27 protein-coding genes and 1 riboswitch are annotated in these 24,670 nt (G+C 41.7%); of the genes, 10 read left to right on the forward strand and 17 right to left on the reverse strand.

Annotated features, from left to right (window positions below; all coding sequences use genetic code 11):
* Positions 1–189: 189 nt before the first annotated feature.
* Entirely contained in the window at positions 190–651 is a 462-nt protein-coding gene (locus AC5590_RS24355) for a cupin domain-containing protein (RefSeq protein ID WP_169265959.1), read from the reverse strand.
* A gap of 104 nt (positions 652–755) precedes the next feature.
* The gene (locus AC5590_RS24360; protein WP_169265960.1) at positions 756–1,538 is read right to left on the reverse strand and encodes a cysteine hydrolase family protein; all 783 of its coding nucleotides are present in this window, start codon (positions 1,536–1,538) and stop codon (positions 756–758) included.
* A gap of 88 nt (positions 1,539–1,626) precedes the next feature.
* On the opposite strand from AC5590_RS24360, the gene AC5590_RS24365 reads away from it, so the two are divergent.
* Positions 1,627–3,027, forward strand: coding sequence for an amidohydrolase family protein (locus AC5590_RS24365; RefSeq protein ID WP_169265961.1), 1,401 nt, complete (start codon positions 1,627–1,629; stop codon positions 3,025–3,027).
* A 100-nt stretch (positions 3,028–3,127) separates the two neighbouring features.
* Here the strand turns inward: AC5590_RS24365 and AC5590_RS24370 are convergent, their stop codons facing one another.
* From AC5590_RS24370 to AC5590_RS24380, 3 genes are all read right to left on the reverse strand, one after another.
* Positions 3,128–3,409 carry a peptidase gene (locus AC5590_RS24370; protein WP_169265962.1) on the reverse strand — a complete coding sequence of 94 codons (282 nt, stop codon included), beginning with the start codon at positions 3,407–3,409 and terminating at the stop codon, positions 3,128–3,130.
* Between the two features lie 71 nt (positions 3,410–3,480).
* Entirely contained in the window at positions 3,481–3,939 is a 459-nt protein-coding gene (locus AC5590_RS24375) for a hypothetical protein (RefSeq protein WP_169265963.1), read from the reverse strand.
* 649 nt (positions 3,940–4,588) lie between these two features.
* Positions 4,589–5,104, reverse strand: a complete 516-nt coding sequence (locus tag AC5590_RS24380) for a hypothetical protein (protein WP_169265964.1) — start codon at positions 5,102–5,104, stop codon at positions 4,589–4,591.
* 631 nt (positions 5,105–5,735) lie between these two features.
* On the opposite strand from AC5590_RS24380, the gene AC5590_RS24385 reads away from it, so the two are divergent.
* Together AC5590_RS24385 and AC5590_RS24390 are read left to right on the forward strand one after the other, a co-directional pair.
* Positions 5,736–6,440: a carbonic anhydrase gene (locus AC5590_RS24385; protein ID WP_169265965.1), complete on the forward strand. Its 705-nt coding sequence runs from the start codon at positions 5,736–5,738 to the stop codon at positions 6,438–6,440.
* Between the two features lie 272 nt (positions 6,441–6,712).
* Positions 6,713–8,215, forward strand: a complete 1,503-nt coding sequence (locus AC5590_RS24390) for a polysaccharide deacetylase family protein (protein ID WP_169265966.1) — start codon at positions 6,713–6,715, stop codon at positions 8,213–8,215.
* 217 nt (positions 8,216–8,432) lie between these two features.
* On the opposite strand, the gene AC5590_RS24395 is transcribed toward AC5590_RS24390, so the two are convergent.
* The 4 genes from AC5590_RS24395 to AC5590_RS24410 form a co-directional block, all read right to left on the reverse strand.
* Positions 8,433–9,032: a hypothetical protein gene (locus tag AC5590_RS24395; protein ID WP_169265967.1), complete on the reverse strand. Its 600-nt coding sequence runs from the start codon at positions 9,030–9,032 to the stop codon at positions 8,433–8,435.
* A gap of 186 nt (positions 9,033–9,218) precedes the next feature.
* A complete protein-coding gene (locus AC5590_RS24400; protein ID WP_169265968.1) occupies positions 9,219–9,440 on the reverse strand; it encodes a hypothetical protein in 222 nt (73 codons plus the stop codon).
* Positions 9,441–9,650: 210 nt separating this feature from the next.
* Positions 9,651–10,928, reverse strand: coding sequence for a glycosyltransferase (locus AC5590_RS24405; RefSeq protein WP_169265969.1), 1,278 nt, complete (start codon positions 10,926–10,928; stop codon positions 9,651–9,653).
* Between the two features lie 161 nt (positions 10,929–11,089).
* A riboswitch (cyclic di-AMP (ydaO/yuaA leader) is annotated at positions 11,090–11,321 on the reverse strand.
* Between the two features lie 483 nt (positions 11,322–11,804).
* Complete coding sequence (locus tag AC5590_RS24410; protein WP_370460803.1) at positions 11,805–12,569, reverse strand: M48 family metallopeptidase; 765 nt, start codon at positions 12,567–12,569, stop codon at positions 11,805–11,807.
* Between the two features lie 277 nt (positions 12,570–12,846).
* On the opposite strand from AC5590_RS24410, the gene AC5590_RS24415 reads away from it, so the two are divergent.
* Entirely contained in the window at positions 12,847–12,999 is a 153-nt protein-coding gene (locus AC5590_RS24415) for a hypothetical protein (RefSeq protein WP_169265970.1), read from the forward strand.
* Between the two features lie 92 nt (positions 13,000–13,091).
* On the opposite strand, the gene AC5590_RS24420 is transcribed toward AC5590_RS24415, so the two are convergent.
* Complete coding sequence (locus tag AC5590_RS24420) at positions 13,092–13,799, reverse strand: ROK family protein (protein WP_169265971.1); 708 nt, start codon at positions 13,797–13,799, stop codon at positions 13,092–13,094.
* 253 nt (positions 13,800–14,052) lie between these two features.
* Here AC5590_RS24420 and AC5590_RS24425 point away from each other — a divergent pair, with 253 nt between their 5' ends.
* Positions 14,053–14,769: a creatininase family protein gene (locus tag AC5590_RS24425; RefSeq protein WP_169265997.1), complete on the forward strand. Its 717-nt coding sequence runs from the start codon at positions 14,053–14,055 to the stop codon at positions 14,767–14,769.
* 161 nt (positions 14,770–14,930) lie between these two features.
* Here the strand turns inward: AC5590_RS24425 and AC5590_RS24430 are convergent, their stop codons facing one another.
* Positions 14,931–15,542, reverse strand: a complete 612-nt coding sequence (locus AC5590_RS24430; RefSeq protein WP_169265972.1) for a PAP/fibrillin family protein — start codon at positions 15,540–15,542, stop codon at positions 14,931–14,933.
* 142 nt (positions 15,543–15,684) lie between these two features.
* Between AC5590_RS24430 and AC5590_RS24435 the strand changes: the two genes are divergently transcribed.
* The 3 genes from AC5590_RS24435 (at position 15,685) to AC5590_RS24445 (ending at position 18,093) form a co-directional block, all read left to right on the forward strand.
* Complete coding sequence (locus tag AC5590_RS24435) at positions 15,685–16,455, forward strand: phosphatase PAP2 family protein (protein ID WP_169265973.1); 771 nt, start codon at positions 15,685–15,687, stop codon at positions 16,453–16,455.
* Positions 16,456–16,700: 245 nt separating this feature from the next.
* Entirely contained in the window at positions 16,701–17,537 is an 837-nt protein-coding gene (locus AC5590_RS24440; RefSeq protein ID WP_169265974.1) for a sulfite exporter TauE/SafE family protein, read from the forward strand.
* A gap of 1 nt (position 17,538) precedes the next feature.
* A complete protein-coding gene (locus AC5590_RS24445; RefSeq protein WP_169265975.1) occupies positions 17,539–18,093 on the forward strand; it encodes a DUF1634 domain-containing protein in 555 nt (184 codons plus the stop codon).
* A gap of 77 nt (positions 18,094–18,170) precedes the next feature.
* Here the strand turns inward: AC5590_RS24445 and AC5590_RS24450 are convergent, their stop codons facing one another.
* Positions 18,171–18,431: a hypothetical protein gene (locus tag AC5590_RS24450; protein ID WP_169265976.1), complete on the reverse strand. Its 261-nt coding sequence runs from the start codon at positions 18,429–18,431 to the stop codon at positions 18,171–18,173.
* A 329-nt stretch (positions 18,432–18,760) separates the two neighbouring features.
* Between AC5590_RS24450 and AC5590_RS24455 the strand changes: the two genes are divergently transcribed.
* On the forward strand, positions 18,761–19,222 hold the full coding sequence (locus AC5590_RS24455; RefSeq protein ID WP_169265977.1) for a DUF7980 family protein: 462 nt from the start codon (positions 18,761–18,763) through the stop codon (positions 19,220–19,222).
* Positions 19,223–19,279: 57 nt separating this feature from the next.
* Here AC5590_RS24455 and AC5590_RS24460 read toward each other — a convergent pair whose 3' ends face one another.
* The gene (locus AC5590_RS24460; RefSeq protein ID WP_169265978.1) at positions 19,280–19,483 is read right to left on the reverse strand and encodes a hypothetical protein; all 204 of its coding nucleotides are present in this window, start codon (positions 19,481–19,483) and stop codon (positions 19,280–19,282) included.
* Positions 19,484–19,564: 81 nt separating this feature from the next.
* The gene (locus tag AC5590_RS24465) at positions 19,565–20,242 is read right to left on the reverse strand and encodes a GntR family transcriptional regulator (RefSeq protein WP_169265979.1); all 678 of its coding nucleotides are present in this window, start codon (positions 20,240–20,242) and stop codon (positions 19,565–19,567) included.
* A gap of 101 nt (positions 20,243–20,343) precedes the next feature.
* Here AC5590_RS24465 and AC5590_RS24470 point away from each other — a divergent pair, with 101 nt between their 5' ends.
* Positions 20,344–21,972 carry a 2-isopropylmalate synthase gene (locus tag AC5590_RS24470; RefSeq protein ID WP_169265980.1) on the forward strand — a complete coding sequence of 543 codons (1,629 nt, stop codon included), beginning with the start codon at positions 20,344–20,346 and terminating at the stop codon, positions 21,970–21,972.
* Positions 21,973–22,338: 366 nt separating this feature from the next.
* Here the strand turns inward: AC5590_RS24470 and AC5590_RS24475 are convergent, their stop codons facing one another.
* The 3 genes from AC5590_RS24475 to AC5590_RS24485 all read right to left on the reverse strand — a co-directional run bounded on the left by AC5590_RS24475 (position 22,339) and on the right by AC5590_RS24485 (position 24,421).
* Positions 22,339–23,085 carry a sterol desaturase family protein gene (locus AC5590_RS24475; RefSeq protein ID WP_169265981.1) on the reverse strand — a complete coding sequence of 249 codons (747 nt, stop codon included), beginning with the start codon at positions 23,083–23,085 and terminating at the stop codon, positions 22,339–22,341.
* A gap of 59 nt (positions 23,086–23,144) precedes the next feature.
* Positions 23,145–23,549 (reverse strand): DUF4112 domain-containing protein, encoded by a 405-nt coding sequence (locus tag AC5590_RS24480; RefSeq protein WP_169265982.1) that lies wholly within the window; start codon positions 23,547–23,549, stop codon positions 23,145–23,147.
* A gap of 128 nt (positions 23,550–23,677) precedes the next feature.
* Positions 23,678–24,421 carry an ABC transporter ATP-binding protein gene (locus AC5590_RS24485; RefSeq protein ID WP_169265983.1) on the reverse strand — a complete coding sequence of 248 codons (744 nt, stop codon included), beginning with the start codon at positions 24,419–24,421 and terminating at the stop codon, positions 23,678–23,680.
* Positions 24,422–24,670 lie beyond the last annotated feature (249 nt).

The following is a 24,670-nucleotide window of genomic DNA, read 5'->3' on the forward strand; positions in this document are numbered from 1 at the left end:
GTCCTGAGCCCTGAGTCCCAAAGGGACACGCTGCGCGAACGGGCACGGCAAAGCCAAACGGACACGCTATGCGAACGCGTTCGCTCTTAGCGTGCGCTTTGCGCTTACGCTTCACTCTGTTACGCTCGCAATGACAGAAGCCCCCTTAAAAAGGGGGCTGGGGGATCTCTTCTGCGTAACTCCTATAAATCACACTTTACATGGCATTAAGCTATCCACTCTCCCCAACACTGCCATATCTTCCTCATCCAACTCCACTGGCGTACCACTACGAATCAATTCCGCAAAATCTTCATTCGGAACCATAATAGTCAGCGTATATAAACGACCATAACCGATATTTTCAATCACATGAGTGCTAGTGGCAGGAACTAACAAACTATCTCCTGCTTTAATTCGGACTACTTTGCCATCACAACTGGCGATTCCTTCTCCTTTGAGGACAAAAAACAGTTCCACCGCCAATTGATGACGATTGGGTGGTGTTTTCCCACCAACATCAAAAATTTCTACGCAACAAGTCAAAGAAGTATTAGCGCTTGCGGTGTCGAATATAATCGCCAAGCGGTTTGAGTCATTGGGACTAATGCGATATGCTTGGTAATCTTTGGGAGATTTGATCACCGGAATCATACAACTAGTCGCGTACATAATTTGTTTCCTTTAAAGTTATCTGTGTAAAGAGTCCTGAGTTTGGAAGTGGTAACCATCTCTCTATGGTTATATGGTCATACAAAGGCAAAGGAAATCACTATTCAACATCCAGGGCTTTGTTGAAGTGCGTTTAAGATTGCTTGCGAATCACTCACAAAACCAAAGCACTGGTTGACGTTGTATATTGTCGCTAACCAACAATACTCAGGCGAAGTTGTCGCAGTACAATCTTTAACTAGTAGGCAGTCGTATCCTAAGAAGTTGGCATCTTGTAAGGTAGCCATCACACATTGATCAGCATTCACTCCTGCAAAAAGTAGTGTTGTTCTGCCCAAGTTCCGCAGGATACTATCCAAAGGGGTATCCCAAAAACCACTCATACGATATTTATCTACACGAATATCCTGGGGTAATTGTTGGAGTTCATCTACCACCGCCGCCGCCCAACTACCCGCCATGAGTACTTTAGCGCCGTTACTCGGTAAGGGATCACCTAATCCCACGCCCTCACCAGTGGAGTTATAGACGTGAAGCAGATTGGCACTAATATTAAGTAAGTCGGGACGATTTCCCCAATTCACCCAGAACACGGGTACATTTTTGTTTCTCAGTTCAGGTAATAAGATTTGTAAAGGTTGAACAGGTTTCTGCGCTGGGGTGACATCCACACCGATATGCGCCAACCAGCCATCAGGGTGACAGAAGTCGTTTTGCATATCAATGACGAGAATGGCAGTTTTTGCCAAGTCAAGGCGGAGGGTTTTGGTTTCTGTTGATAAAATAACGGGTTGTGGGATCTGGGGAGAACGAGTGATATCTGCAAACGTATGGTTTACTGCCCATGCGTTTGGTGCAATTCCTAAATTCCGAACAGGTATCTTCATAGATTGCTACACCCAACACCATCCTTTATTTTGTAACTTGAAAATTTCCAAAACGTTCTATTACTTATACTTAATCAAGGTTTAAGCCGTGAACTTTACAATTCAAAATGTTTTAATTGCCACTGTTGATGATTATGCAACTGTGGATGTGCAAGTCGTAGATGGGGCCATCGCCGCTATTGCACCCAGTCTAGAGGTTATCGGTACGGCGATTAATGGTGAAAATAAACTCCTGTTGCCAGGATTTTTCAACGCCCACAGCCACTCCTCAGAAATGTGGCAACGAGGTATCATTCCACCACTTCCTCTAGAATTATGGTTAGCACAACTTTACGACTTTGCGCCTCTTGATCTAGAAAAAGTTTACCTTAGTGCTTTGGGAACGGCAGTAGAAACTTTACTTTCCGGTGGAACGAGTGTGGTGGATCATCTCATCCTCATTCCAGGCAAAGAGTTGGAAACAATTGCAACAGCTGTTCGCGCTTACAAGGAAATTGGCATTCGTGCTTTTGTTTCCCCTCTAATTCAAGATGAATCCATGACTGCTGGAATACCATCAGGAGAAACCAAACAAAATCATGAGGCTTATTTTCGCTCAACTCAGGCGACACTCGAACTCATAGAAGAAGCTGTCAGACAGTTTCATCGCCCAGATGAGGGTATGAGTATTTTAGTTGCCCCCACAGGAATACAATTATGTTCTGATGCTTTGTTCCAAGGATGTATTGAGTTAAGCGATAAGTACAATCTTTGCCGTCACTCCCATTTACTGGAAACTAAAGCGCAAGAGAAACTCGCACAAGAAAAATATGGCTGTAGTGCGGTTGAACATCTGGGGCGGATTGGGTATTTAGGCGATCGCACATCCCTCGCCCATTGCATCCACTTAACTGACACCGATATCACAATACTCGCCGAAACCAAATCTACAGTTGTCCACAATCCCTTAAGTAACTTGCGTCTAGGCAGCGGTATCGCCCCCATTCTGAAATATCGTCAAGCTGGAGTCAACGTCAGTTTTGGTTGTGATGGTGCATCTAGCAACGATTCTCAAGATTTACTAGAAGCCATCAAAATCGGTTCCATACTGCACAACATCACAGATTTCGATTACCAACACTGGATTACACCTCGTCAATCAGTGGAGATGGCATCTCTGGGTGGTGCAAAAGGACTGAACATGGCTGACAAACTCGGTTCCCTAACCGTCGGCAAAAAAGCCGATTTGGTGATGTATGACCTTACCAGTTTATCACTACTACCGCGTACAGACCCGATTGGCTTATTAATTCTTGGTCGTCCCACTAATGCGGTAGAAAGTGTCTGGGTAAATGGTAAGCAGGTAGTCGCCAATGGCAAAGTGACTACTATTAACGTGGATGATTTGCGTCAACAACTTTATGATCACAGTCAGTGGGATACAAAACGCAAGTCGCAGACTGTTGCTCAACTTGAAGCTTATTATCGTACAGTCATGGATTTATTGTAGTCATAGGTGCGGCGTTGTGCTCCACAGGTTTTCGCTCTTTGGAGGGAATAGGGAAATTTTAATTCCTGTTAAGCGTTCCCTATTCGCCCTTAATGTGAAATTATCCCAGCGTATTTTTATTAGTGCGTTGACGAAACAAACCTGTCATACTTACACCAGTAATCAATAAACCGATTAATCCTAAACCATTCAAAAAGGGATAAATTCCTTGTAGATTCAAGACTTCTAGGGTATGAATTTTGATGAGAAATACAGCTAACTCAGGCTGGTGGAACCATTCATTGAGAATAGTGTACGCCATACCAGTGAGCACAGTCAGAAATAATGGTAGGCACAAAATAATGGCAATCTGGCGATGGTATCGTCGGAAACTACGTAGCATAATTTTTTGTAAAATGATCCTTTGTACAACTAATCATTAATAGGGATCAATAATCAAAATTATGCCAAGCTTCATCCCGGTTTTTGTATTTTTCCATAACCAACTTTCCAATTACGAGGCTGCTTTAACTCATCTTTCTTACCTTGAGAAATCAACCATACAGCAGCCCGAGTATGGAATAATGCCTTCATCAGGTAATATCCTGGCTTAGCATAAACGCCGTCTGCAACAGTGGTGCCAGCAAAAATAAGTTCTCCGCAGAAAGTGCCAGTACCATTTATAGTGACTGTGAACAGCTTATCATTGAGATTTCCACCAGGAATCATAAAAATTGCGTAAACGTGATGCTCACCCCGCCAAGGCTCAACTATGATTTTCTGGGGATGTGTGTAGAATCTTTCACCTGTTCCTCGAATAACATTTGATTCATGGCAAGTGAGAAGGTTTGGTAGCCTTGAAAGAGTAGTCCAGCTAAGAACAATGATTAAGCTCAGGGTAAATAAAACGTAAGTAATTTTACTCTTTAACATACGTGCTTTCAGAACTACGTGTTATAAGGTAACAGATTTTGTATTGTGTGGCGATCGCTGCGGCGCGCTCTTTGGGCGGCTAAGAGCTGGAGCATCGCGTCCAATGACAGTGCGCCCCTTAGGGGCTAGCGCTGCCGCCTGCAGCGGATCGTGCGTGCGCTTTATATATAGTTCACTACAATTGACGGATATCCAGGAAAAACCGAGACGCTTTACCTTGGTTTGGTGTTTTCAAAAAGCCGATAACGTCATTCCCGATGTTGTTTGGCTGAAATCTAGCACTATTACGAGTAAACCACCAAGACTTGTACTAAACAGTATCTAAATTGACTTACAAATTGTATCTCTTTTTAGGAGGCACTGCGTTGCGGGGGTTCCCCCCGTTGTAGCACGTGCCGTTCCATTTTAATGGACTTTGTCTATGAGCCTGGGACTTCAAGTCCTAGGCGGACGGGAACGAGTCAAAGAAGATGTAATAAGTTTGACATCTGTCTTTTCTGGTGCAAGATGTAAGTTGGGCGAGTCTAGAGCAACATGTCAGCTTTTATCTGACTCAAACCACATATAAAGTTATGACTTTAAGGGTGAAAGATTAGCATCAAATAGAATCAAGTGTAGAGTTCCCTGGCTAAATTTAATCAAGTTAAAACTAACCTTTGTTGTCCTCTTCTGTACTTTTACGAAGCTCGATATACTGCTTACCTAAATCAGTGACTTTTACGTACTCGGAAAGGTTATTATCTTTATAAGGAATGTCACGAATTCTACCAACATCTATATATCCTATATCTTTCAGGTGAAAAATCTCTTTTTCTAGATTATCATTCATTTCATAAGAACCAAAGTTACCCCCAGCCAGTTTCTTGAGATTTTCAAACATAGATTTGGACATAGATAACAAAACGAGCTTGTCAGTTCTTGCCTTTGTGGCAGAGAGTTTTTTTCCAATTGAATTTATTTTGTTATCTAGCTTTCCTCTATCAAAAGTCAATGCAATAACATCATCAAGCTGAGGAATAAAAAACAGTAGCAATGCAATAGCAATGATTGCTACAAAAAGAAGTGGAGTCGGTTGTCTAGAAATTAACAAAATAAGCAAAACTCCTTCGATAACTGTAATACAGATAAACGCCGCCCACCATTTTGCTGAATAATCTTGAGCCACAATTTCTCTCCTGATAATTCTCAGTCTCAATGATTCCTGTTGAATGAGTTTAATTCTAATTGCTCTTTATGAAAGGTTTCTCTCTTGCTAACATGAGGTTTTCATTCAAAACCATGATTTGCAACCTAGCATATAATATACTGATTAACAAACAACAATGTGATCTATAGATGAAAAAAATATCTTTAATCTCCAGTTATCGTATATAATATTAATTCATATATTTTTCTTGAATAAAAGTAGTTCATCAGGAACAAAATTAAGAAATTCTAGCCAGTATCAACCTGTATCAAAGCTAGTATGGTATCAGTCAATAACATGATGATCACGAGGATAAAGAATTATTTATTATCATTAAATTTATTATCAAAATGCTAAATTTAGTGGCTGGGTATAGCGTCAACTGGATTGCCCAATTCAAACTAGAAGTAAGTACTGTATTGCACAAGTTCACAACAACTGACAGCTTCTTTCCTTGAGTTTCATATGGCGTTAGTAGGGGTTTATAAACAACGCTCTTATCGCTTCTTTCAAAAAGGCTAGCCAAATGATCTCATAGAATTGCGTTATGAATTTATGAAATGCTGTACTAAGCGCAAATACCTGGAACCCTAGACTTTGCTAAAGATTAATGAAATATCACAGCATTGATGAACTCCTGAACAATAATCAAGCTTGGGTTGCAGAAAAACTGGCTTTGAACCCCAACTACTTTGAACAATTAGCCACCGGACAAAAACCCCCCTATCTTTACATTGGGTGTTCTGATAGTCGTTTACCGCTAACCAACTTTACGCGCACAGAACCTGGAGAGTTATTTGTCCATCGCAACATTGCTAATCAAGTGTCTCTAACGGATATTAACTTTTTAGCCGTTTTGGAATACGCAATTTCTCATCTTCAAGTTCAACACATTATAGTTTGCGGTCACTACGGTTGCGGTGGAATTAAGGCGGCGCTAGAAGGCAAAACCATTGGAATCATTGATAATTGGGTGAATCCGATCCGAGAAATCTACTTACAAAACCAAGACGACATCGATGCTTTGCTCACAAAAGAAGAACGTCTAAATCGTCTAGCAGAAATCAATGTTCTGGTACAGGTTAAAAATCTATACCAAACTTCTATTATGCGTAAAGCACTTTATGATCAAAAAGCACCAGTGGTTCATGGTTGGGTACTGGATATCCGAACAGGATTAATCAAAGACTTGCAAGTCTCAACGAAACAATGGGAATTACGCCCACCAACCATCGTTCTTGAGTCCATACCTTCTCTCCCTGATTTTAAATTTCTGGATGGGGATTTGGACTGTTTGTCTCAAGAGGCATGTTAAGGTATGGTGACCTGTAGTTAGAACTTACGCATGAGTTACGAAAAAACAAGACTGTGAGATTGCTTTGTTACGTCGCAATGACACAACTACGTTATTTTTGCGTAAATCCTGTAACTCATGATTTGCAATACCTGTTATTCTAAAAGGGTGTACAATGCGCGAACCACAGATTAAGATTGATCCGGGAACTCTGTTGTTAATAGTGTCTGTCCTTCTACTCTTACCTCTTTTGCTGGCTGGTTTCGTCTTTCAATAAGCTATTTGGAACGACTATGACTGCAACAAAATCATCTGCTAATCTACCAATTTTGGAAGAATTCCGGACAGGATTACCCAATATTTGCGGCTGTGAGGCAGAAATTAATTCTGTGGTTCAGCAAGATAACCCTGTATTTCTCAACACCACCAATCTCCGCTTAGAAAATATCACGGCTGGCTTTGCTTGTGCTCTCCATATGCATCAACCCAGCATTCCTGCGGGTGCTCACGGGGAAATTATCAGCCATCTCCAGTATATGTTTGAACATCCCCATCAAGGAGATAACCATAACGCAGAACCATTTGCCTGGTGTTATAGCCGCATGGGCGATTTTATTCCTCAACTTATATCCGAAGGTTGCAATCCTCGAATTATGCTCGATTACTCGGGTAATTTGTTGTGGGGGTTACAACAAATGGGACGACAGGATATTATCAATAATCTCAAACGTTTAACTTGTGACTCTCAATATCAGCCTTACGTCGAATGGTTGGGAACAATGTGGAGTCATGCGGTTATTCCTTCCACACCAATTCCTGACATTAAACTCCAAATTCAAGCTTGGCAACATTACTTTGCAGCCATTTTCGGCTATGAAGCCCTACAGCGCGTGAAGGGCTTTTCTCCCCCAGAAATGCACTTACCAAACCATCCAGATACTTTGTTTGAATATATCAAAGCTCTCAAAGAATGCGGATATCGTTGGCTGATGGTGCAAGAACATTCAGTAGAACGTCTGGATGGTTCAGGCTTACGTCATGAGGATAAATATATTCCAAATCGATTGCTTGCCCGCAATTCTAAAGGTGAAACCATCAGCATTACAGCATTAATCAAAACTCAAGGTTCCGACACAAAGTTAGTGGCTCAGATGCAGCCTTATTTTGAGGCGAAAGGAAGAAGTCAACAGCAAATTGGTAATGTTAAAGTTCCCTCGCTTGTCACTCAAATTGCTGATGGGGAAAATGGCGGCGTTATGATGAACGAATATCCCCGCGATTTGTTTAGAATCTATCATGAAATTCGCGATTCCGGAAACAATCATTCAGGAATTGTCGCACTCAACGGTACTGAATATTTGGAATTAATTGAAGCTGCTGGTGTGAATCCAGATGAATATCCAACCTGTCAAGGCGTACAGCAACACAAAATTTGGCAGCGAGTAGAACCAGGAAATTCTACACCAGAAGCTGTGGAAAAAGCAATAACAGAATTAAAGGAAACAGACCATCAATTTCACATGGATGGTGCTTCTTGGACGAACAATTTAAGTTGGGTTCAAGGCTACGAAAATGTGTTAGATCCAATGAAGAAACTCAGTGCTTTATTTCATGAAAAATATGATTCATTAGTTCAGCGAGATCCTTCAGTGACACAGAGTTCCGATTATCAAAGAGCATTACTCTACAACTTATTATTGCAAACAAGTTGTTTCCGATACTGGGGACAAGGAACTTGGACTGACTATGCTCGCGAACTCTATCAACGAGGTGAAGCGCTTTTAAGAGTGGATTGACCGAACCAAGCAGGGGTGCAGTTCTTGCTGGGGGCAAGGGGGAAAAGAAAAACTCGAAAATTGTTGTCCCCTGCACAAGGTGCAATCTGGTCGCAAGCCCTTAAATTTATTTGTGGAACCGCCCCTTTTCTCCTTATTTTCGGGGTGAAATAAGCAGTGGTGCAGAAAGTTACGTTAAGGAATTGATAAACATTGGAAGTGGCAGTAGTACAGTTCACTACTTCTCAGGTGGTGGTAAGTCGCGGCCAATTTTTTTTGATGAACCTTTCATACGACAGTGCCAGTCGCCAAAGGTATTTTGGAAACAGATGCCCGTGCTGTTTGGGTATTGCTCCACAGTGCAATTCTTTCCAGGCAAATAACTTCTACCCCTAATCTCATAACAAGTATGATGAGTGAAGCTTCCTCGAATATCGTATACGGGTTTGTCCATACTTATGCTTAAATGCTCCCCTCTTTGGTTAGTGTTATATTCCAGGTCGGTTAGATTGGCTGGGCGAGAGTTGGAGGCAACGTGAAGAGTGAGATCGCTGATAAGGCGCACAAAATTGCTACCACCTTGACCAGGAGTCCCAAACTGCGATTCTTGGTCGCACAGAAAATACATCTTTGCCTGCTCGATACTAGGCGCTCCTTTTTTTGGTTCTACCCTCGATGAGCAAGTCTGAGGTTGGCGGGCTGTTCCATACGGAAGAGTCTGAGCAGTTAGTATGGTAGGCGTTAAAACCGTTAGCAGCGTACAGCCTATTATCCTAAGAGTAAACCTTAATTTCACGTTATTTGCCAACATCAAAACTGTAAAAGTAAAAATAATCATACCAGTCGAATCAAAAATTAGATGGACTTGAGATCACAGGGCTTTTCATTTGCACAAACCACATGGTGTGGGAGCACAGCATTGCAATGCTCCCATACCATTTCACAAAAAGTCTACAAACAAAGCCGGGGAAATCCGATTAGGCTTCCCCTAGCTTTATTCATAATCCCGATATCTCCAAACTTATTAACCTTGCAGTGCCATGTCGCCTTGTGTTGGATTTGCTATTATCCAGGCGGAGTAGACATCCTCAATAAATTTTTTGTGATTCTCAACTCCTTGAAGGTTGCTTGCTTGTACTTTTAAGGTGGTTAAATAGACTCCATGCAGTATTTGATGTCCATAACCAATAACTTGACCTATCTGCCCTGTGATTTGATGCTGTGCGTAATCTCCAATGTTCAGCATATTAATAACTCCCTGACGTGAAAGGTTTAGTGACTTGTTTTTTTACTGTTTCTGCACGTTAGGTGCGATTTGGTGCAGCATGATGCAAAATCGCTCTCTTTATTAGTGCTGCGTTTTTAGCGCTAAGTCCGGATTATTTTCGAGCTTGCACTTGGTAACACCAGTCGCCACCTTACGAAAAACTCCGCAACACTATCAAATCGGTAGAAATTAAGCTGCAATTTGAGGTTTGCTCTCTATTGAGGGCATGGTTTGAGCTAGTAGATGTGTGTAGATTTGAGTCAGGCGGGATGCGACACTATACCAACTAAACGCAATCTCTACTCGTTGTCTACCAGCTTCACCTAATTGATCTCGCCAATTTGGGTTGAGCAAAATCCGGTCAATAGCAGTAGCAAAAGCGACTTCATCTTTAGGGGGAACGAGTAACCCAGTCACTTCAGGTACGACTGTAAATTGCAGCCCCCCAACATCACTAGCCACGACTGGAGTCTGACTAGCCATTGCTTCTATTGCAACTAAACCAAAAGGTTCGTAGTGACTAGGTACAACACAAACATCTGCGGCTGCATAGTAGGAGGGGATAACAGCCTCATCTAGGCGACCTGGAAAGGTTGTACAGTTTTCCAATCCGAGTTCTGCGACAATGCTTGCGATGCGATCGCGCTCGATCCCATCACTATGACCTGGACGATAACCACCTCCAATAACAAGTTGCAGGTTAGCATGATCCCGCAAACTAGACTTTGCAACGGCTCGTACTAATGTCTCGATCCCCTTACGTTGGTCAAAGCGACCGACATAGAGGATCATCTTAACATCAGGTGCAATTCCTAACTCTTGCCGTGCTGCAGACCTTTGAATCAACCCAAACTTATCGACATCAGTTCCGCAAGGAATGACTTCGATTTTCCCTTTGGTGGAAACGAGTCTTCGCATATGTTGCTGTTCTTGAGGACTAGTTGCAACAACTCGATCCACGGTTTCTAGACAGGCTTTTTCAACGGCTATTCGCTTACTAGCAATTGCTGGAATATCAGAAATCGCACTGTACTTGACTGTTCCTAAAGAGTGGTAAGTATGCAACTGAATCAACGGCTGTTGTTTTTTGAGTTCCATACCCACCCACGAGGACAACCAGTAGTTAGTATGAATCAAACGGTACTGAAATCCTTGCTCCCGCTGGAATGTCTGAAACTCTGCAATAAATTCTGGTAGATGCTCGAATAAGTGATCTCGCCCTATAAACTCAGTAGGTCCAGTCTTCAATCGGATCGTGCGACATAATGGCCCATGCTGCACAATCGTAGCCTGCTCAGGACTACTTTGGCGGGTGAACATATCCACCTGCCAACCTTGTTCCGCAAGGGCATAACCTACTTGACGCACATAGACATTTTGTCCTCCAGCCTCTTCCTGTCCAATTTCTGCAGCAGGATCTCCATCAACAGAAATCAGAGCAATGCGATGTTTTCTGGTCGGTAACATAGTTAAACTTCACCATATAACAATTTTTCCTGCCTCAACAGACTGGAAGAAAAGGTAATATGGTCTTTTCCTCATAGTCAAGGGCAGGTACAACGAAGCGCACAGATACCAGCCAAGGACACTGACGAGAACAATGCATTACTCATAAGAATGCGGCTCGTTCAGTCTCCTCTCAATGCCGACGAAGTTAGCTGACGGGCTAGGACTGAGAGATGTCCCTCTCACAGAACAGAAGAAAGAAAAAAAAAGACAGGAGAAAAAACTGGAGTAATTTTTGTCTTAATTCATTCTTCATTTTTCATTCTTCGCTCTCCTATGAGATTAGCCCCAAACTTGGTTCCTCCGCTCCAGGCTTACCCCGATGTAACAAAATGTTTTGGGCAATCCGTGGATTAGGCAGACTCATGTAAATTTGTTAAGAATTGTAGCTGTAAACGTGACTTAAGTCAACCTCTTTGTGAAATTAACTTCTGCTAACTACAAGCAATCATGTGCTCTCATGATGTTCCATTGCAAGTGTATGCAAACACTTAACAGCATTATCTGGCGGTATCGCCAAGTGAAAACATTAAGTTGATATTGGGTTTCAGCGTAATATTGCGTTCTTAGTATAAACGTTATCTCCGATTATATATTCACTGTAGAAAAAAAGCAGGCATGAAACATAAGTTAATAATACGATATATTTTTTTATCAATAGAAACTTCATGTATCATTTGTGGGCAAAGATCTCTGAACACCATCTTATGAAAAGACAGTTACAAAGCACCCAGAATTTGATAACCCGCGACTTGAGTTATTCGCACACGACTTCGACAAGATAACTTTATAGGTTGGAAACCCAATTTCTCGATGAAACCGGGTTCCTAACTACCTTCACTGACGAGCAGCAATTTTTCTTTTTAATACAGAAATACGTTCTTGCGCTCCTGGGTGACTACTCAAAAAGCTTGGTGCAGAACGCTGGTTCACCAATTTGCTCAAAAATGCAGGCATAGCATTAGGGTTATAACCTGCTCGTTCGAGATATCGCAGTCCTTTATCATCAGCATTATATTCAGCTTGACGGCTGTTGGGTAGATCTACAGCAAGCTTATAAGCTGCAGCAGCGACGGTGCTGCGATCTAATCCAGCCAGTGAGGCTGCGCCTTGAGCGAGTTGCGCTTGTTTTAGCTTAGCCACTAAGTCGTCGTTGCAAATGTGACCTATTTCGTGACCGATAACCGCTGCTAACTGGTCTTCATTATCCGCCGCATTAATCAATCCAGTGTGGACGTAAACATAACCACCTGTGGTTGCAAAAGCATTAATGCTTCGGTCTTGAACGACAGAAAATTTAAAAGGAGTTTGAGAACAATCACTAGCTTTAGCTAACCGTTGACCTATTCGACTAACATTAGCGTTGGTACTGAGTCTGTAATTACTGCGTACCTGTTGATCAATTTCGCGACCTAACCCGACTTTTTGCTCTGTTGACAGGTTGGAAAGCTGCAGAAGCTGAGCGCCATTAAAAAGTAACTGACCCCAGGAAATAGCATTAGCTGGTGTGAAAGGAGATAGTCCCACTCCTAAAGTAATCCCCAAACCAGCAAGAAAGAGGGCAAGGCTTTTACGCAATTTAGAAAAGCGAGAAAGCATCATAATCATAATCAAAAGTCAGAAATTTACAGTCCAAAAGCTTATTTATTGTTTTAGTTAAATGCAACAACTTTAATATCAGGTGTATTCAAACTGTCAATTATTTGCTAAAACTTTTTAGTCCTTTTTGCTAGATTTAGCTGTTATTCTTCTTTAACTAAAATATAGACTAACAATTCGAGCCAGGAAGACACCACTAGGGAGGAATTTTATTTGTTAACTAACAGACTATTGATATAATTAATAAATTTTTTTTTGTCTTCTCTCCAAAGATGTATTTATGATGAAAGCCAGCTTGGACGTCCAACGACTAGAAGTTTATCTACCCGTAGGGCAGTTAGATCAAGCAGCCGACATCCTGAACACCAACGTTGATTTACTGGTTTTTGCCACAGTGTTGATAACTTTGAGTATCCGTCAGTTCCGACGATAGTAGGGATGAGTTGTCTACTGCTGTGTTATTTGCGAAATTTCGACAATCGGGACTAAAGCTTTTGCTTTAGTCCTTTTGTCTTCTTTTTCTCTTCAATCTTTCCACAAAGCGATACCACCCAATAAACCAGTGATATTGGGGATGATCTTCACATTTGATGGTAATTTGATATCTACTTTTTTCGCTTCACCACCACCGATATACAGATAATCGTAATTGAACAGATGTTCCAGAGATGCGATCGCTCTTTCTAAGCGCCTGTTCCATTTCTTTTCACCTACCTTTTCCAAGGTAGCACGTCCTAGCTGTTGCTCGTAAGTTTCTCCTTTACGAAACTCATGATGTCCCATTTCTAAATTCGGCACGAGTTTACCATCTACAAATAAGGCCGAACCAAAGCCTGTACCCAAGGTAATCACCAATTCCACACCTTTTCCGGAAATTGACCCCAAACCTTGCATATCGGCATCATTTATCACCCGTACAGGTTTGTCCAAACGCTTTGACAATGCTGTAGCTAAATCAAACCCGATCCAATCTGGATCTAAGTTCACGGCTGTTTGCGTCACTCCATTGCGCACAACACCAGGAAAACCCACCGAAACGCGATGAAACTCACCTTGAGTCGCTGCTAGCTCTACAATTGCATCAATTATAGGTTCTGATTTCGCAGGTTGGGGTGTTTCTGTTCGCGCCCTTTCTGTTAAGCCTTTTCCCGTAATATCCAAAACTATAACTTTTACACCACTACCACCAATGTCAACCGATAGGGTGCGGATAGCTCCATTATTTTCAACCATTGGGTTTTCTTTCGTGAGTGTTTACTAACTGGTTGATATTGTCTACAATATCTAAGCAATAACCAATTGAGGTTAGGTTTTTCTGCCGATTATACAATCTATACTTAGCTAGATTTTGTATTTGAAATAGCTTACAAAAGTGGGAATTTATCATACTTTTTTCTGCTTCTGACTTCAACATTTGAAAAATCTAGCTTTGTTCCTCATAACTTTTGTAAAATCAGCAAGGAGTGCTCCAAACCTTGTTGAATATATCCACAGCTTTATTCCCCCAAAACGCTTTTTTCCCTACCTCAGTTGGACTGACATTCAAGCAATGCCAAACAAGGAAGATGTAGTCATTATCCAACCAGTAGGGTCAATTGAACAACATGGTCTTCATCTGCCGTTAATTGTCGATGCTGCCATTGGTATGGCGGTTCTGGGAAAAGCGTTGGAAAAGCTAGATACAAGCATCCCAGCATATGCTCTGCCAATCTTATATTACGGCAAATCGAATGAACACTGGCACTTTCTTGGTAAAATGACTCTGGGCGCTGAAACTCTCATAGCAACTCTGATGGAAGTTGGAAAAAGTGTTTACCGTGCTGGGTTTCGGAAATTGGTGTTGATGAACTCCCACGGGGGACAACCCCAAGTTATGGAAATTGTGGCCCGGGATTTGCATATTAAGTATGATGAGTTTTTAGTATTTCCGCTGTTTACTTGGCGAGTCCCGCATATCACTTCGGAATTAGTGACGCTAAAGGAAAAACAAGTCGGTATTCATGCAGGGGATGCAGAAACTAGCCTGATGCTGGCTATTTTACCAGAACAAGTGAAAATGGACGCTGCGGTTGCAGAGTATCCGCCAGAACAGCCAGAAGGAAGTTTATTGAGTATTGAGGGTATACGTTCAAAAAATTGGGGTGAGGCTGTATCACCACAAAACAAAAGATGCTGCTTTCCCAGCGAGTACCAACCTGGCTGAAATTCGTTATCGAAAGATGTGTATGCTTTTCAAAAACCACAACCTGAATGAGCTGGTAAATATTTTATAGAGGTTTCGGCGAGAGGAACAAAACTCCTGAGGATGTAGCACGTAGCACGGCTACGTGCTACATCCATACTTGAAGCAGGAGATGTAGTAACTCACTCTCGCTGTAGCACATACAAATTCTGCTGATTACCACGCATAAGGCGGAAATCTGCGTCCAAATAAGTAATATCCACCCAACCACTGCCAGAAAGTGTTGATTTCAAAAGTAACGCCGAATCTACTCCTAAAGCCTCTCGAAAAGCGGCGTCATTCAAATCATCGGTTGCACTGTAAGCAGAAGTTTCCAAAAAATCAATAGCAAGACGCTTAGAGTCCATCACTGTGTAGCGCCCCATAACCACAGTAACACCCTTGACACCAGAGCCTGCGATAAACTCAATGAGGTTGTTGTACTGCGCAGTAGCTGTGGAAATCTCTTGGAACAAACCAGTAACGCTGATTGTTACATTAGGCAACTTACCGAAAGAAAGACGAGAAAGAGTTGTTTGTTGTTCTAATCCAAACGTACTGTACAAAAGCCGCCAGCGCCCTTGAAGCAATTCCATATGGCTTGTCGGTTCACTATTTTGATTAACAGCCTCAATTTGTTCGGCTAATTTCTCAATTTGCTGACGATACGTTGTGTTGCTGTTAAATCCAATATCAGTGGCTGTTGAAATAGAAATCAACTCTTGTTTCAGGTTAAACAGTGTAGTATCTGCCATATATTTTTTCCCAAAAAATCTTTTCGCAGTAGTGCAAATGCTTCCAATCTACCTTAGTAAAGAGAGGTGGTGTATGGTGTATGCGGTAAAGTGCGTATATTACAAGCATTAGTCGTACACACTCTCTTAAGTTTCATAGAAAATGTTTAGCACTAATTTGAGCAAGCTTATCCCGTCGTTCCTCAACTTCTCTAAAAAGCTGCTTGTTGCTCGTTGGCGTTCCCTTGTACTGCTCTTGATTGGGGTTTATCTACCTTTGCAAATCTTTGGACTGCTGGCGGTAGAGGTATGGAAGAATCAAGGTGGTTTCCCGTGGGATGTGCCGATTCTCCTAGCAGTTCATTCTACAGCACAGCCGCAATTGGATGTTATAGCCGTAACGCTAGCTCTGTTTGGGAAAATTGAGATTGTCCTTCCCGTTGTCTGTGTGATTGCACTGGTGTTGTTGATCCAAAAACGGTGGCGATCGCTCACCTATCTACTCACCACTGAGATCGGAAGCGCCATCATTAATGGTACAGCAAAGCAATTCATGCATCGAGTGCGTCCTCACCTTTGGGAATGGGAATCACTTGTTTCTGAGCCAAGTTTCTCATTTCCCAGTGCTCATTCTATGGCAACTATGACACTGGTAGCAGTTCTCGTCATTTTAACCTGGGGTAGTGTTTGGTGCTGGGTGGTTTCGATTACTGGGAGTTTATTTGTATTAGGTATTGCCTGGACACGACTTTATTTAGGAGTTCATTTTCCCAGTGATATTCTAGCAGGATGGATGGTTTCTATAGGCTGGGCAATTGGCGTGAGTTTGATTATTAGACCTCATTTGACTAAAGACACCATTGTTAGTAAAACTCCTCCTGCGGAGGAAACAACATTACTTCCAGAGGAAACGCAGTTGATAGGTGAGGAATAAGAATTTATCTCACGTGATGAGGCAAAGTTGTAGAGACGCGGAATTCCGCGTTTCTGCATTTAATTATAAAACAAATAGAGTGGGTTGTAGCCGAAAGTGATGAAAAGTTGAAATTTCGTTTTCAGCAGTCCACTATAAAAAACTTTAATCAATTCCTAGAAAAATTAAAATAAAAACTGAAATTATTAGCGCAAAAATTCTATTTTTTTAGTTTAATATCATTTATAATTACAGAGGAATAAAATTTGAATATCCTAGAGTTTTCTTTACTAGTTTGGATTGGAGCATTTACGGCTGGCTTTTTAGGAGCGCTCACTGGTTTAGGGGGTGGAGTTGTCATTGTCCCCTTATTAACTTCAATCTTTGGAGTTGATATCCGCTACGCGGTTGGTGCTTCCTTGGTGTCTGTGATTGCAACTTCCTTAGGTGCCGCATCTACATATATAAAAAAAGGCTATACCAATCTGCGATTGGGAATGTTTTTAGAAGTAGCAACGACAATCGGAGCTTTAATAGGAGCTTTGATTGCCACTTTGATTTCTGTCAAAGCACTAACCATCGTCCTTGCTGTTGTTTTACTTTATTCCGCTTACCTGTCACAACAACCCAAACTTAACAACGCGGAAAATGAGTCAACTGACGCTTTAGGAACTTATTTACAACTTAATAGTAATTACCCGACTCCAGAAGGACTAATGTCATATCAAGTTCATTCTGTCCCCAGTGGGTTTAGTGTGATGTTAGTCGCAGGAGTCCTTTCTGGACTACTTGGAATTGGTTCGGGAGCGTTTAAAGTCTTGGCAATGGATCAAATTATGGGTATCCCGTTCAAAGTTTCTACAACCACCAGCAATTTTATGATTAGTGTAACTGCAGCGGCTTCAGCAGGAGTTTACTTAGCACGTGGTTACATCGATCCAGGACTATCAATGCCAGTCATGTTGGGGGTATTGCCTGGTGCTTTTTTGGGGGCGCGAGTTTTAATAGGAGCCAACACTCAGACTTTAAGAATTATTTTCTCTGTTGTGCTGGTAGTGATGGCATTCAAGATGGTCTATAACAGTTTGCTTGGGGAGCTTTAAAATGAATAAAATAAGTTTTAGTTTCTGGTGGAGCTCATCGACACCATCACAAAGCGAAGTTATCAAATTCCAAGTGCAGCAGAAAAAATCAGACAGTGATATTCAAGAGTTAGCCCAGCACACCAGTGTAATAGCAGAGTTTCCTAACAACTATGAGGTTGATGCAAACAAGGAAGAAACGAAAACACTAAGCGAACTGCAACTTGAGCAGCTGCTTAGTAATGTGCTAAAGTACGGCGTTATATTTGCTAGCACTGTCGTTTTAATAGGCGGCATATTATATTTGATTCGCCACGGTGCGCAAAGAGCTGACTATCAATTTTTTCAAGGAGAACCATCCCACTTCCGTTCTCCTACAGGGGTTGCGGTTGCAGTTTTGTCGGGTAGTCGTCGTGGTATCATTCAGCTTGGACTGCTGCTACTTGTTGCTACTCCAATTCTTCGCGTGGTCATTTCTCTGTTTATTTTTCTAAAACAGCGAGAATTGACATACGTTGTTATTACTTTGATAGTTCTGACAGCGCTAATGTATAGCCTTATCGGAGCATATTATTAATTTCTAATTAATTGTTAGAGTGCGTTACCTCAAAAGTAACGCACTCTTTAGCTACAGCTTATCTGTTATGTGAAAGCTTAAACTTGGATAATCAAGCCTAAGTTTTGTTGAATTTGCTGTGCCAAATAATTTCTGATCAAATCAACGATTTCTACTGGAAATAATACTAAGACAACAGCACCAGTTAAGCTAAACAAACCAATAATGAGAGCTAACAATCTTCCAAAAAAACCAGGATTAATTTCAGCAAAACCCAATCTGGCTTGCCCTATAACCGCAATTGCAAGGAAAACAGTTCCTGCTATTAACAACAAATTAGTTAAAGATGAATTAGTCATATTTTTGTTTGATAGAAAGCATTATCTTAATTATAGCTATTATAATTCTCAGTCAATTGTGAAATCTCTCTGTTTGTGCTTCTTCTCTTGTTCTCTGCATTTTATACAGTTATTTTACTGACTTTGTCACAAATTCAATAAAAATGTTACAGGAGCAGGTTTGATTTTTTCTCTCTACAGAAAGTAGAAATTGATACGTCTTCATCCTCCAAGCAAAGCGTGGAAACTAGAAAAAGTAGATCAATCTATGCTAAATGTTTGATCCCCACTAGACTTTTTCTTAGTTTTTCGTTTAAAGTACGGAAAGGACATAAAAATTATGAAGTATTATGATAAATCTTCCAGCCGTCAGTCAGGAATCAAGCGCAGCAGGACAAACAACCCCAAAGCAGTTACAGTTGGCTGTTCTTGGGGACTGGAAACAAAATACGTTTAAGAAACTTAGAGGCGGATTTTTTCTAGTTCTTGGATATTTGCTATCACCACTGTGTTGGTGGAATGACTTGTTATTCAATTTGCCAATTGCTTATGGTTTTGGCTATGTCTGTAGCTTATTTAATCCAAAGTTACTCTTGCCTTGCTCAATTGTAGGGTACTGGCTTTCTAACATTGTTGGTATCCTCTTGATGCAATTCGGAGCTATGGATGTTCTGCCAAATCAAGCCAAAGAGCGTAATTTGAAAAAAGAATTACTTACAGGTCTAGTTTCTTCAACGCTCTATACTCTTGTGATTCTGGCATTAGTTCAGTTAAAAATTCTCGACACTCCTATTACGTTATTTGGTGGTTAATTTCTTTTGGTGCGTTAGCGTGAGCGCTAACGCACCAAAAGAAATTAAGAATATTTTTTATACATATGTTGATTTCTCCATTGCTTTAAGATAGGGCATCAATTCTTCTAAACTATCAGCAAACATAAAAGGTACAGCAACTCCATCTTGAACAATCAGTTGCATACAGTACTTGGAGTAAATAGGAACGTTATTATTTGTTTCAACACATGAATCAGGTAACTCTGTGATGACAACTTTCTCAAAATATTTAAGTACCATAAAAAGCCTCTTCAAAGAGAATTATCGGTCATAAATGTATTATTTCTCATAAGTATGAATAAGTTGTGGCAATTATATGTTTTAGCTGTGAATATTTTGTTGCAAGTATGCAACTAGTTGCTCTCCTGCTGTGTCAATGTGTTTTTTGAGTAGCTTAACAGCAGCTTTGGTATCGTGCTGTTGACAAGCTTCTAATAATTGATAATGTTCCTTTTGGGAGCGTTCTAAGTAATCCATCTGACTCATCTGAAGACGGACATAACGGTCAACATTTAGGTGTAGAGTTTTAATCATCGTCAGTAGTCGAGGACGTTGTGCAATCTCATAAAGCGTTTCATGGAATTCCCAGTTTAGTTTTGCGAGTATTCCTGCGTCAGTTGTCTGGTCTGTCTGTTCTAAAATGACAGTGGCTTTTTCTAAATCTGATGCAGTTAGCTTGGGAATTGCCAGTTGAATTGCTTTTACCTCCAATGCACTCCTAATCTCGAAGATTTCTTGTGCTTCTGCTGGAGAAATTGCTGACACTGTTGCTCCACGATTGAGATGCAGCTTCACCAATCCTTCGGCTTCAAGCTGACGTAGAGCTTCTCGCACAGGAATGCGACTCACTCCAAATTGAGTAGCAATTTCATCCTGTCTGAGAGATTGTCCCTCTTGAAAAATTCCCCGCACGATCGCCTCTCGCAAAGCATCTGCAATCAAATCTGGGGTACTGCGTTGTTGTTGCAGCACATTGGCTGCTAAGTCATTTAAGTTCATACTTTCTTAAGTTCATAATATATATTGTATACTATTTTTTGTATACAATATTCAAAACAATTGATCTAACAATCCCTCTATTAAAACTACGGGAGACAGTGATGAGCATTCAACCTCAACCAGACCGAGTCATTATCTTTGATACAACACTACGAGATGGTGAACAGTCGCCAGGTGCAACGCTGCTGGTGGAAGAGAAACTGGCGATCGCTCATCAACTGTCTCTCCTAGGGGTTGATGTGATTGAAGCCGGATTTGCCGTAGCCAGCCCCGGAGATTTTGAAGCTGTTAGAACAATAGCTCAACAAGTTGGTGTGTTGGGTGGACCGATTATTTGCTCTTTGGCAAGAGCGATTCGGCAAGATATTCAAGCTGCGGCTGAAGCATTGCAAGAAGCTGCTCATCCGAGAATTCATACTTTCATTTCAACTTCAGATATTCACTTGAAGTACCAGTTGAAAAAATCTCGGAGTGAGGTTATGGCGATCGCCCAAGAAATGGTAGCCTATGCCAAGTCTTTTGTAGAGGATGTGGAATTCTCCCCGATGGATGCAAGCCGCACTGATCCAGAATTCCTCTACCAAATTTTAGAACGAGTGATTGCTGCAGGTGCAACCACGATCAACATTCCTGACACTGTCGGCTACTGCACACCCAAAGATATGGCAGCTTTGATTCAGGGTGTGCAAGAAAATGTTCCTAATATTGATCAAGTCATTCTTTCAGTTCACACCCAAAACGATTTGGGTTTGGCGACAGCGAACGCTTTGACAGCAATTGAAAATGGTGTGCGTCAAGTAGAATGTACCGTGAATGGAATTGGTGAACGAGCAGGAAATGCAGCGCTGGAAGAGATTGTCATGGCATTGCAAGTTCGCAAACCTCATTTTAATCCATACTTTGGGCGTCCGGTTGATTGGGATGCACCTTTGACAAAGATTAAGACGCAAGAGATATACAAAACCTCTTGCTTGGTTTCGCAATTCACAGGAATTGTGGTTCAACCGAATAAAGCGATCGTTGGAGCAAATGCTTTTGCTCATGAATCTGGAATTCACCAAGATGGAATTCTCAAACATCGCCAGACTTATGAGATTATGGAAGCTGCTGACATCGGTCTTTCTGAAAACAGCATTATTTTGGGTAAGCACTCTGGAAGGAATGCTTTGCGAACTAGACTCCAGGAATTGGGGTTTGAGTTGAGCGAGGCAGATTTCAACAAAGCCTTTATGCGGTTCAAAGAAATTGCTGATAAGAAAAAGGAGATGTCCGATTGGGATTTAGAGGCGATCGTTCGGGATGAAACGCAAATTCAAGTAGACAAAGGCTTTCAACTCGAACACGTCCAAGTCACCTGTGGTGATTGCACCTGTCCTACTGCAACGATTACAGTTGTGACTCCCAACGGAGAAATTTCAACGGATGCAGCAGTGGGAACAGGTCCAGTAGATGCTGTCCATAAAGCCATTAATCGACTTGTGCAGATTCCCAACCAACTGATAGAATTTTCCGTTCAGTCTGTGACTGGTGGAATAGATGCTCTGGGAACAGTCACAATTCGCTTACGATATCAGGAGCGCATTTTCTCTGGACAAGCTTCTGATACTGATATTGTAGTTGCAGCAGCCTACGCTCACATGAATGCACTGAATCGCCTTTATCGATTTTTGCAAAGGGAGACAGAAAAGTCACAGTCTCAGACTTCAGACTCCGCAGTAGTTCATAACTGATACCAAATCTGCATTGCAAATCCCCTTTTACCTTACAGGTTAGAAACCTGGATGGCATTCGTGAGATTTAAGGGGAACCCGCGCACGGGTTCATTTTATTGGCGTTCTTAACAGTTTTTAACTTCTTCGTCGTAAGTCCTGCACTATGTAGGGGCGCAAGGCATTGCGCCCCTACTTGCGCTTAGTGCCGGGATATACTCCCGAACCGCCAGAAGAATACCTAATTTAACAAACCGCCAACACGAGGCAGTGCGTTGTGGGGGTTCCCCCCGTTGAAGCAACTGCCGTGCCAAGTACGCCAAGAAAATCAAAAAGAAGATAGGTAATCTTGCACGCCTGATGGGAGTAGATTCTACCTTAAGAAATTTACAGGTGGAACTCATCCTCATAATTAGGGTATTCCGTACCGAGTAGCTTGTCCCAAAACGTGAAGTACAATCCGTAGTGTACTGTGTACTTGCGATGATGCATCAAGTGATGCATTGGACCGATGAACCACCTTCCAAGCCAGTGGTGGTGGGATGACGAGGGAAATACTTCAAATCCAAGATGGGTTAACACTGCCCATACTGTCATGGTCATGAGCACGGCAACCAAGGTGATTAAATGGAGGGGAACGGTGAAGATGACACCGACAAAAAAGAGTGCCTGTATGATTGCCTCCGGTAGGTCGAAAGCGAAGGAACTCCACGGTGTTGGTTCTCCCGAACGGTGATGCCCCTGATGCATCCATTTGAAAATCAGAGGGTGATGAAACATCCGATGGATAAAGTAAAAGTACGTATCCTGAAGGATGAGCACCGCAACAAAGCTAACTCCTAAATACCACAGTCCATACTTATGCAAGTCAGTGTAGAAGAGTGTTACTCCTATACCGTACTTTGATATGAGCGCTGCACAAAGAGCAAAAACGACTGCAGAGAGAACCGATAATTTGATATCCCTTTGAATGGAACCAGCCATCGGCGGCTTCAGACGCAAATTCCGTTTTGCAAGGAACTTTCCTACAGCTGAATAGAAGAGCAAGTATGCTCCCCCAGCTATGAGAAAGTATCGAGCAAGAATAACAGCGAACAAGACAAACCAATAGAACAAAAATGAGTGGTTCGTCAATTTAACGTTTCCTCCAAGCAGTCAGGATAATATGACTCCTCACACCGAAACTCTCACTTTTAAATTTGGCTAACTTTAGTGTCGTAAATTTCACTCCTGACTTGTTCGAGTTCTGGTTCAACTACCGTGAGATGTTGCTCTAAAATCGCCAAATTACGGATATTGGACTTATAGAAAGCATCAAACAAATCACCCACCAATGGTACTGTGCCAACGACTGCTTCCAAACTAATGTTGAAAATCATTTGGGCTAAGTCTTTAGGTGGTATACCAAAGCGAGTAGCTAAAAAGATGATGTAAGCTGAAAATGTTGTACTGATTAAATCACCAGCACCTGGAACTAGACCAATAATTGGGTCTAGTCCGATGCGAAAACCGAAAAGAGGAACCCGTATAGACGTATCCATTAATACGCTAAGTTTGCGAATGCGATTGAGAGTAGCAAGGCGTTTGGCAGCGTCCATAATTTCCAAGATTTGCACTACTCTTAAATTGCATCAGTTTCGGTTACGAGTCTTGTACCCTGAGAAAGAACACCCATTATATCAGAAGTAGCTTTGCCTTAAGCTTGCTGTCTGACTTCCTCATTTTCTCAGTGCGCCTTACCTGCTCCCAGATACAGTTCGCCTACCTTGGGATCATTCAACAATTGTAAACCAGGACCAGATATAGCATCGCGTCCGGACTCAAGAACGTAACCTCGTGAAGCCATTTCCAAAGCTTTACGGGCGTTTTGCTCTACGAGTACGATCGCTGTACCAGTCTGGTTAATTTGTTTAATTTGCTCAAACACCTGCGTTACCAGGATGGGAGACAAAGCTGCAGAAGGTTCATCTAAAAGCAGTAAGCTGGGTTCTAACATCAAGGCTTTGCCCATTGCTAGCATTTGACGTTCGCCACCTGAGAGAGTACCAGCACGTTGGTTGCGGCGATCGCCTAGCCTAGGAAACATATGAAATATCTTATCCTTGAGCGGTTTGAGGGGAACATTGCGCACAAAAGCGCCCATTTCTAAATTTTCTTCTACATTCAGCGAAGGGAAGACATTAGCAATTTGCGGTACGTAACACATTCCCTTCTCAACGATTTGATTCGACTTGAGTCCACCGATACTCTCGCCATTGAAGGTAATTGAGCCTGTGTGGGGAGTTAAAAGCCCAAAAATAGCTTTTGCTAAGGTTGATTTTCCAGCACCATTGGGACCAATGACTGTTACCAGTTCCCCCCGTTCCACTCGAAAATTCACACCTTGTAGGATGTCCACATCCTTGATGTATCCAGCGTGGACATTTTTCACTTCTAGCAGGGCAGACGAATCAGTTAGCGAATCAGACATAATGTTCTATATTATAAATACAAAATATAGTTGAGCTAGGGAACGCTTAACGCTTAACGCTTAACACCCGAACGCTTAACTCTTAACGCTTAACATAAACTGTACGAAGCTTCGCAAAAATCAAATACGAATCCTATAGTTACTTTAAAATACAATCATTTAGCTTAAAGTTAAATGATCCAACTATATCCCAAGACAAACACAGCGCCAATAAAATGACATAGGTCAAAAACCTATGTCCTAACGTGA

This window comes from Brasilonema octagenarum UFV-OR1 (genome assembly GCF_963888615.1).
Classification (GTDB): Bacteria; Cyanobacteriota; Cyanobacteriia; order Cyanobacteriales; family Nostocaceae; genus Brasilonema; species Brasilonema sennae.

What these genes read in the sequence shown, in the direction of transcription:
- AC5590_RS24355 (WP_169265959.1), bottom strand. Translation starts at nt 651, where the DNA reads ATGTACGCGACTAGTTGTATGATTCCGGTGATCAAATCTCCCAAAGAT.
- AC5590_RS24360 (WP_169265960.1), bottom strand. Translation starts at nt 1,538, where the DNA reads ATGAAGATACCTGTTCGGAATTTAGGAATTGCACCAAACGCATGGGCA.
- AC5590_RS24370 (WP_169265962.1), bottom strand. Translation starts at nt 3,409, where the DNA reads ATGCTACGTAGTTTCCGACGATACCATCGCCAGATTGCCATTATTTTG.
- AC5590_RS24375 (WP_169265963.1), bottom strand. Translation starts at nt 3,939, where the DNA reads ATGTTAAAGAGTAAAATTACTTACGTTTTATTTACCCTGAGCTTAATC.
- AC5590_RS24385 (WP_169265965.1), top strand. Translation starts at nt 5,736, where the DNA reads ATGAAATATCACAGCATTGATGAACTCCTGAACAATAATCAAGCTTGG.
- AC5590_RS24390 (WP_169265966.1), top strand. Translation starts at nt 6,713, where the DNA reads ATGACTGCAACAAAATCATCTGCTAATCTACCAATTTTGGAAGAATTC.
- AC5590_RS24395 (WP_169265967.1), bottom strand. Translation starts at nt 9,032, where the DNA reads ATGATTATTTTTACTTTTACAGTTTTGATGTTGGCAAATAACGTGAAA.
- AC5590_RS24400 (WP_169265968.1), bottom strand. Translation starts at nt 9,440, where the DNA reads ATGCTGAACATTGGAGATTACGCACAGCATCAAATCACAGGGCAGATA.
- AC5590_RS24405 (WP_169265969.1), bottom strand. Translation starts at nt 10,928, where the DNA reads ATGTTACCGACCAGAAAACATCGCATTGCTCTGATTTCTGTTGATGGA.
- AC5590_RS24410 (WP_370460803.1), bottom strand. Translation starts at nt 12,569, where the DNA reads ATGATGCTTTCTCGCTTTTCTAAATTGCGTAAAAGCCTTGCCCTCTTT.
- AC5590_RS24415 (WP_169265970.1), top strand. Translation starts at nt 12,847, where the DNA reads ATGATGAAAGCCAGCTTGGACGTCCAACGACTAGAAGTTTATCTACCC.
- AC5590_RS24420 (WP_169265971.1), bottom strand. Translation starts at nt 13,799, where the DNA reads ATGGTTGAAAATAATGGAGCTATCCGCACCCTATCGGTTGACATTGGT.
- AC5590_RS24430 (WP_169265972.1), bottom strand. Translation starts at nt 15,542, where the DNA reads ATGGCAGATACTACACTGTTTAACCTGAAACAAGAGTTGATTTCTATT.
- AC5590_RS24435 (WP_169265973.1), top strand. Translation starts at nt 15,685, where the DNA reads ATGTTTAGCACTAATTTGAGCAAGCTTATCCCGTCGTTCCTCAACTTC.
- AC5590_RS24445 (WP_169265975.1), top strand. Translation starts at nt 17,539, where the DNA reads ATGAATAAAATAAGTTTTAGTTTCTGGTGGAGCTCATCGACACCATCA.
- AC5590_RS24450 (WP_169265976.1), bottom strand. Translation starts at nt 18,431, where the DNA reads ATGACTAATTCATCTTTAACTAATTTGTTGTTAATAGCAGGAACTGTT.
- AC5590_RS24455 (WP_169265977.1), top strand. Translation starts at nt 18,761, where the DNA reads ATGATAAATCTTCCAGCCGTCAGTCAGGAATCAAGCGCAGCAGGACAA.
- AC5590_RS24460 (WP_169265978.1), bottom strand. Translation starts at nt 19,483, where the DNA reads ATGGTACTTAAATATTTTGAGAAAGTTGTCATCACAGAGTTACCTGAT.
- AC5590_RS24465 (WP_169265979.1), bottom strand. Translation starts at nt 20,242, where the DNA reads ATGAACTTAAATGACTTAGCAGCCAATGTGCTGCAACAACAACGCAGT.
- AC5590_RS24470 (WP_169265980.1), top strand. Translation starts at nt 20,344, where the DNA reads ATGAGCATTCAACCTCAACCAGACCGAGTCATTATCTTTGATACAACA.
- AC5590_RS24480 (WP_169265982.1), bottom strand. Translation starts at nt 23,549, where the DNA reads ATGGACGCTGCCAAACGCCTTGCTACTCTCAATCGCATTCGCAAACTT.
- AC5590_RS24485 (WP_169265983.1), bottom strand. Translation starts at nt 24,421, where the DNA reads ATGTCTGATTCGCTAACTGATTCGTCTGCCCTGCTAGAAGTGAAAAAT.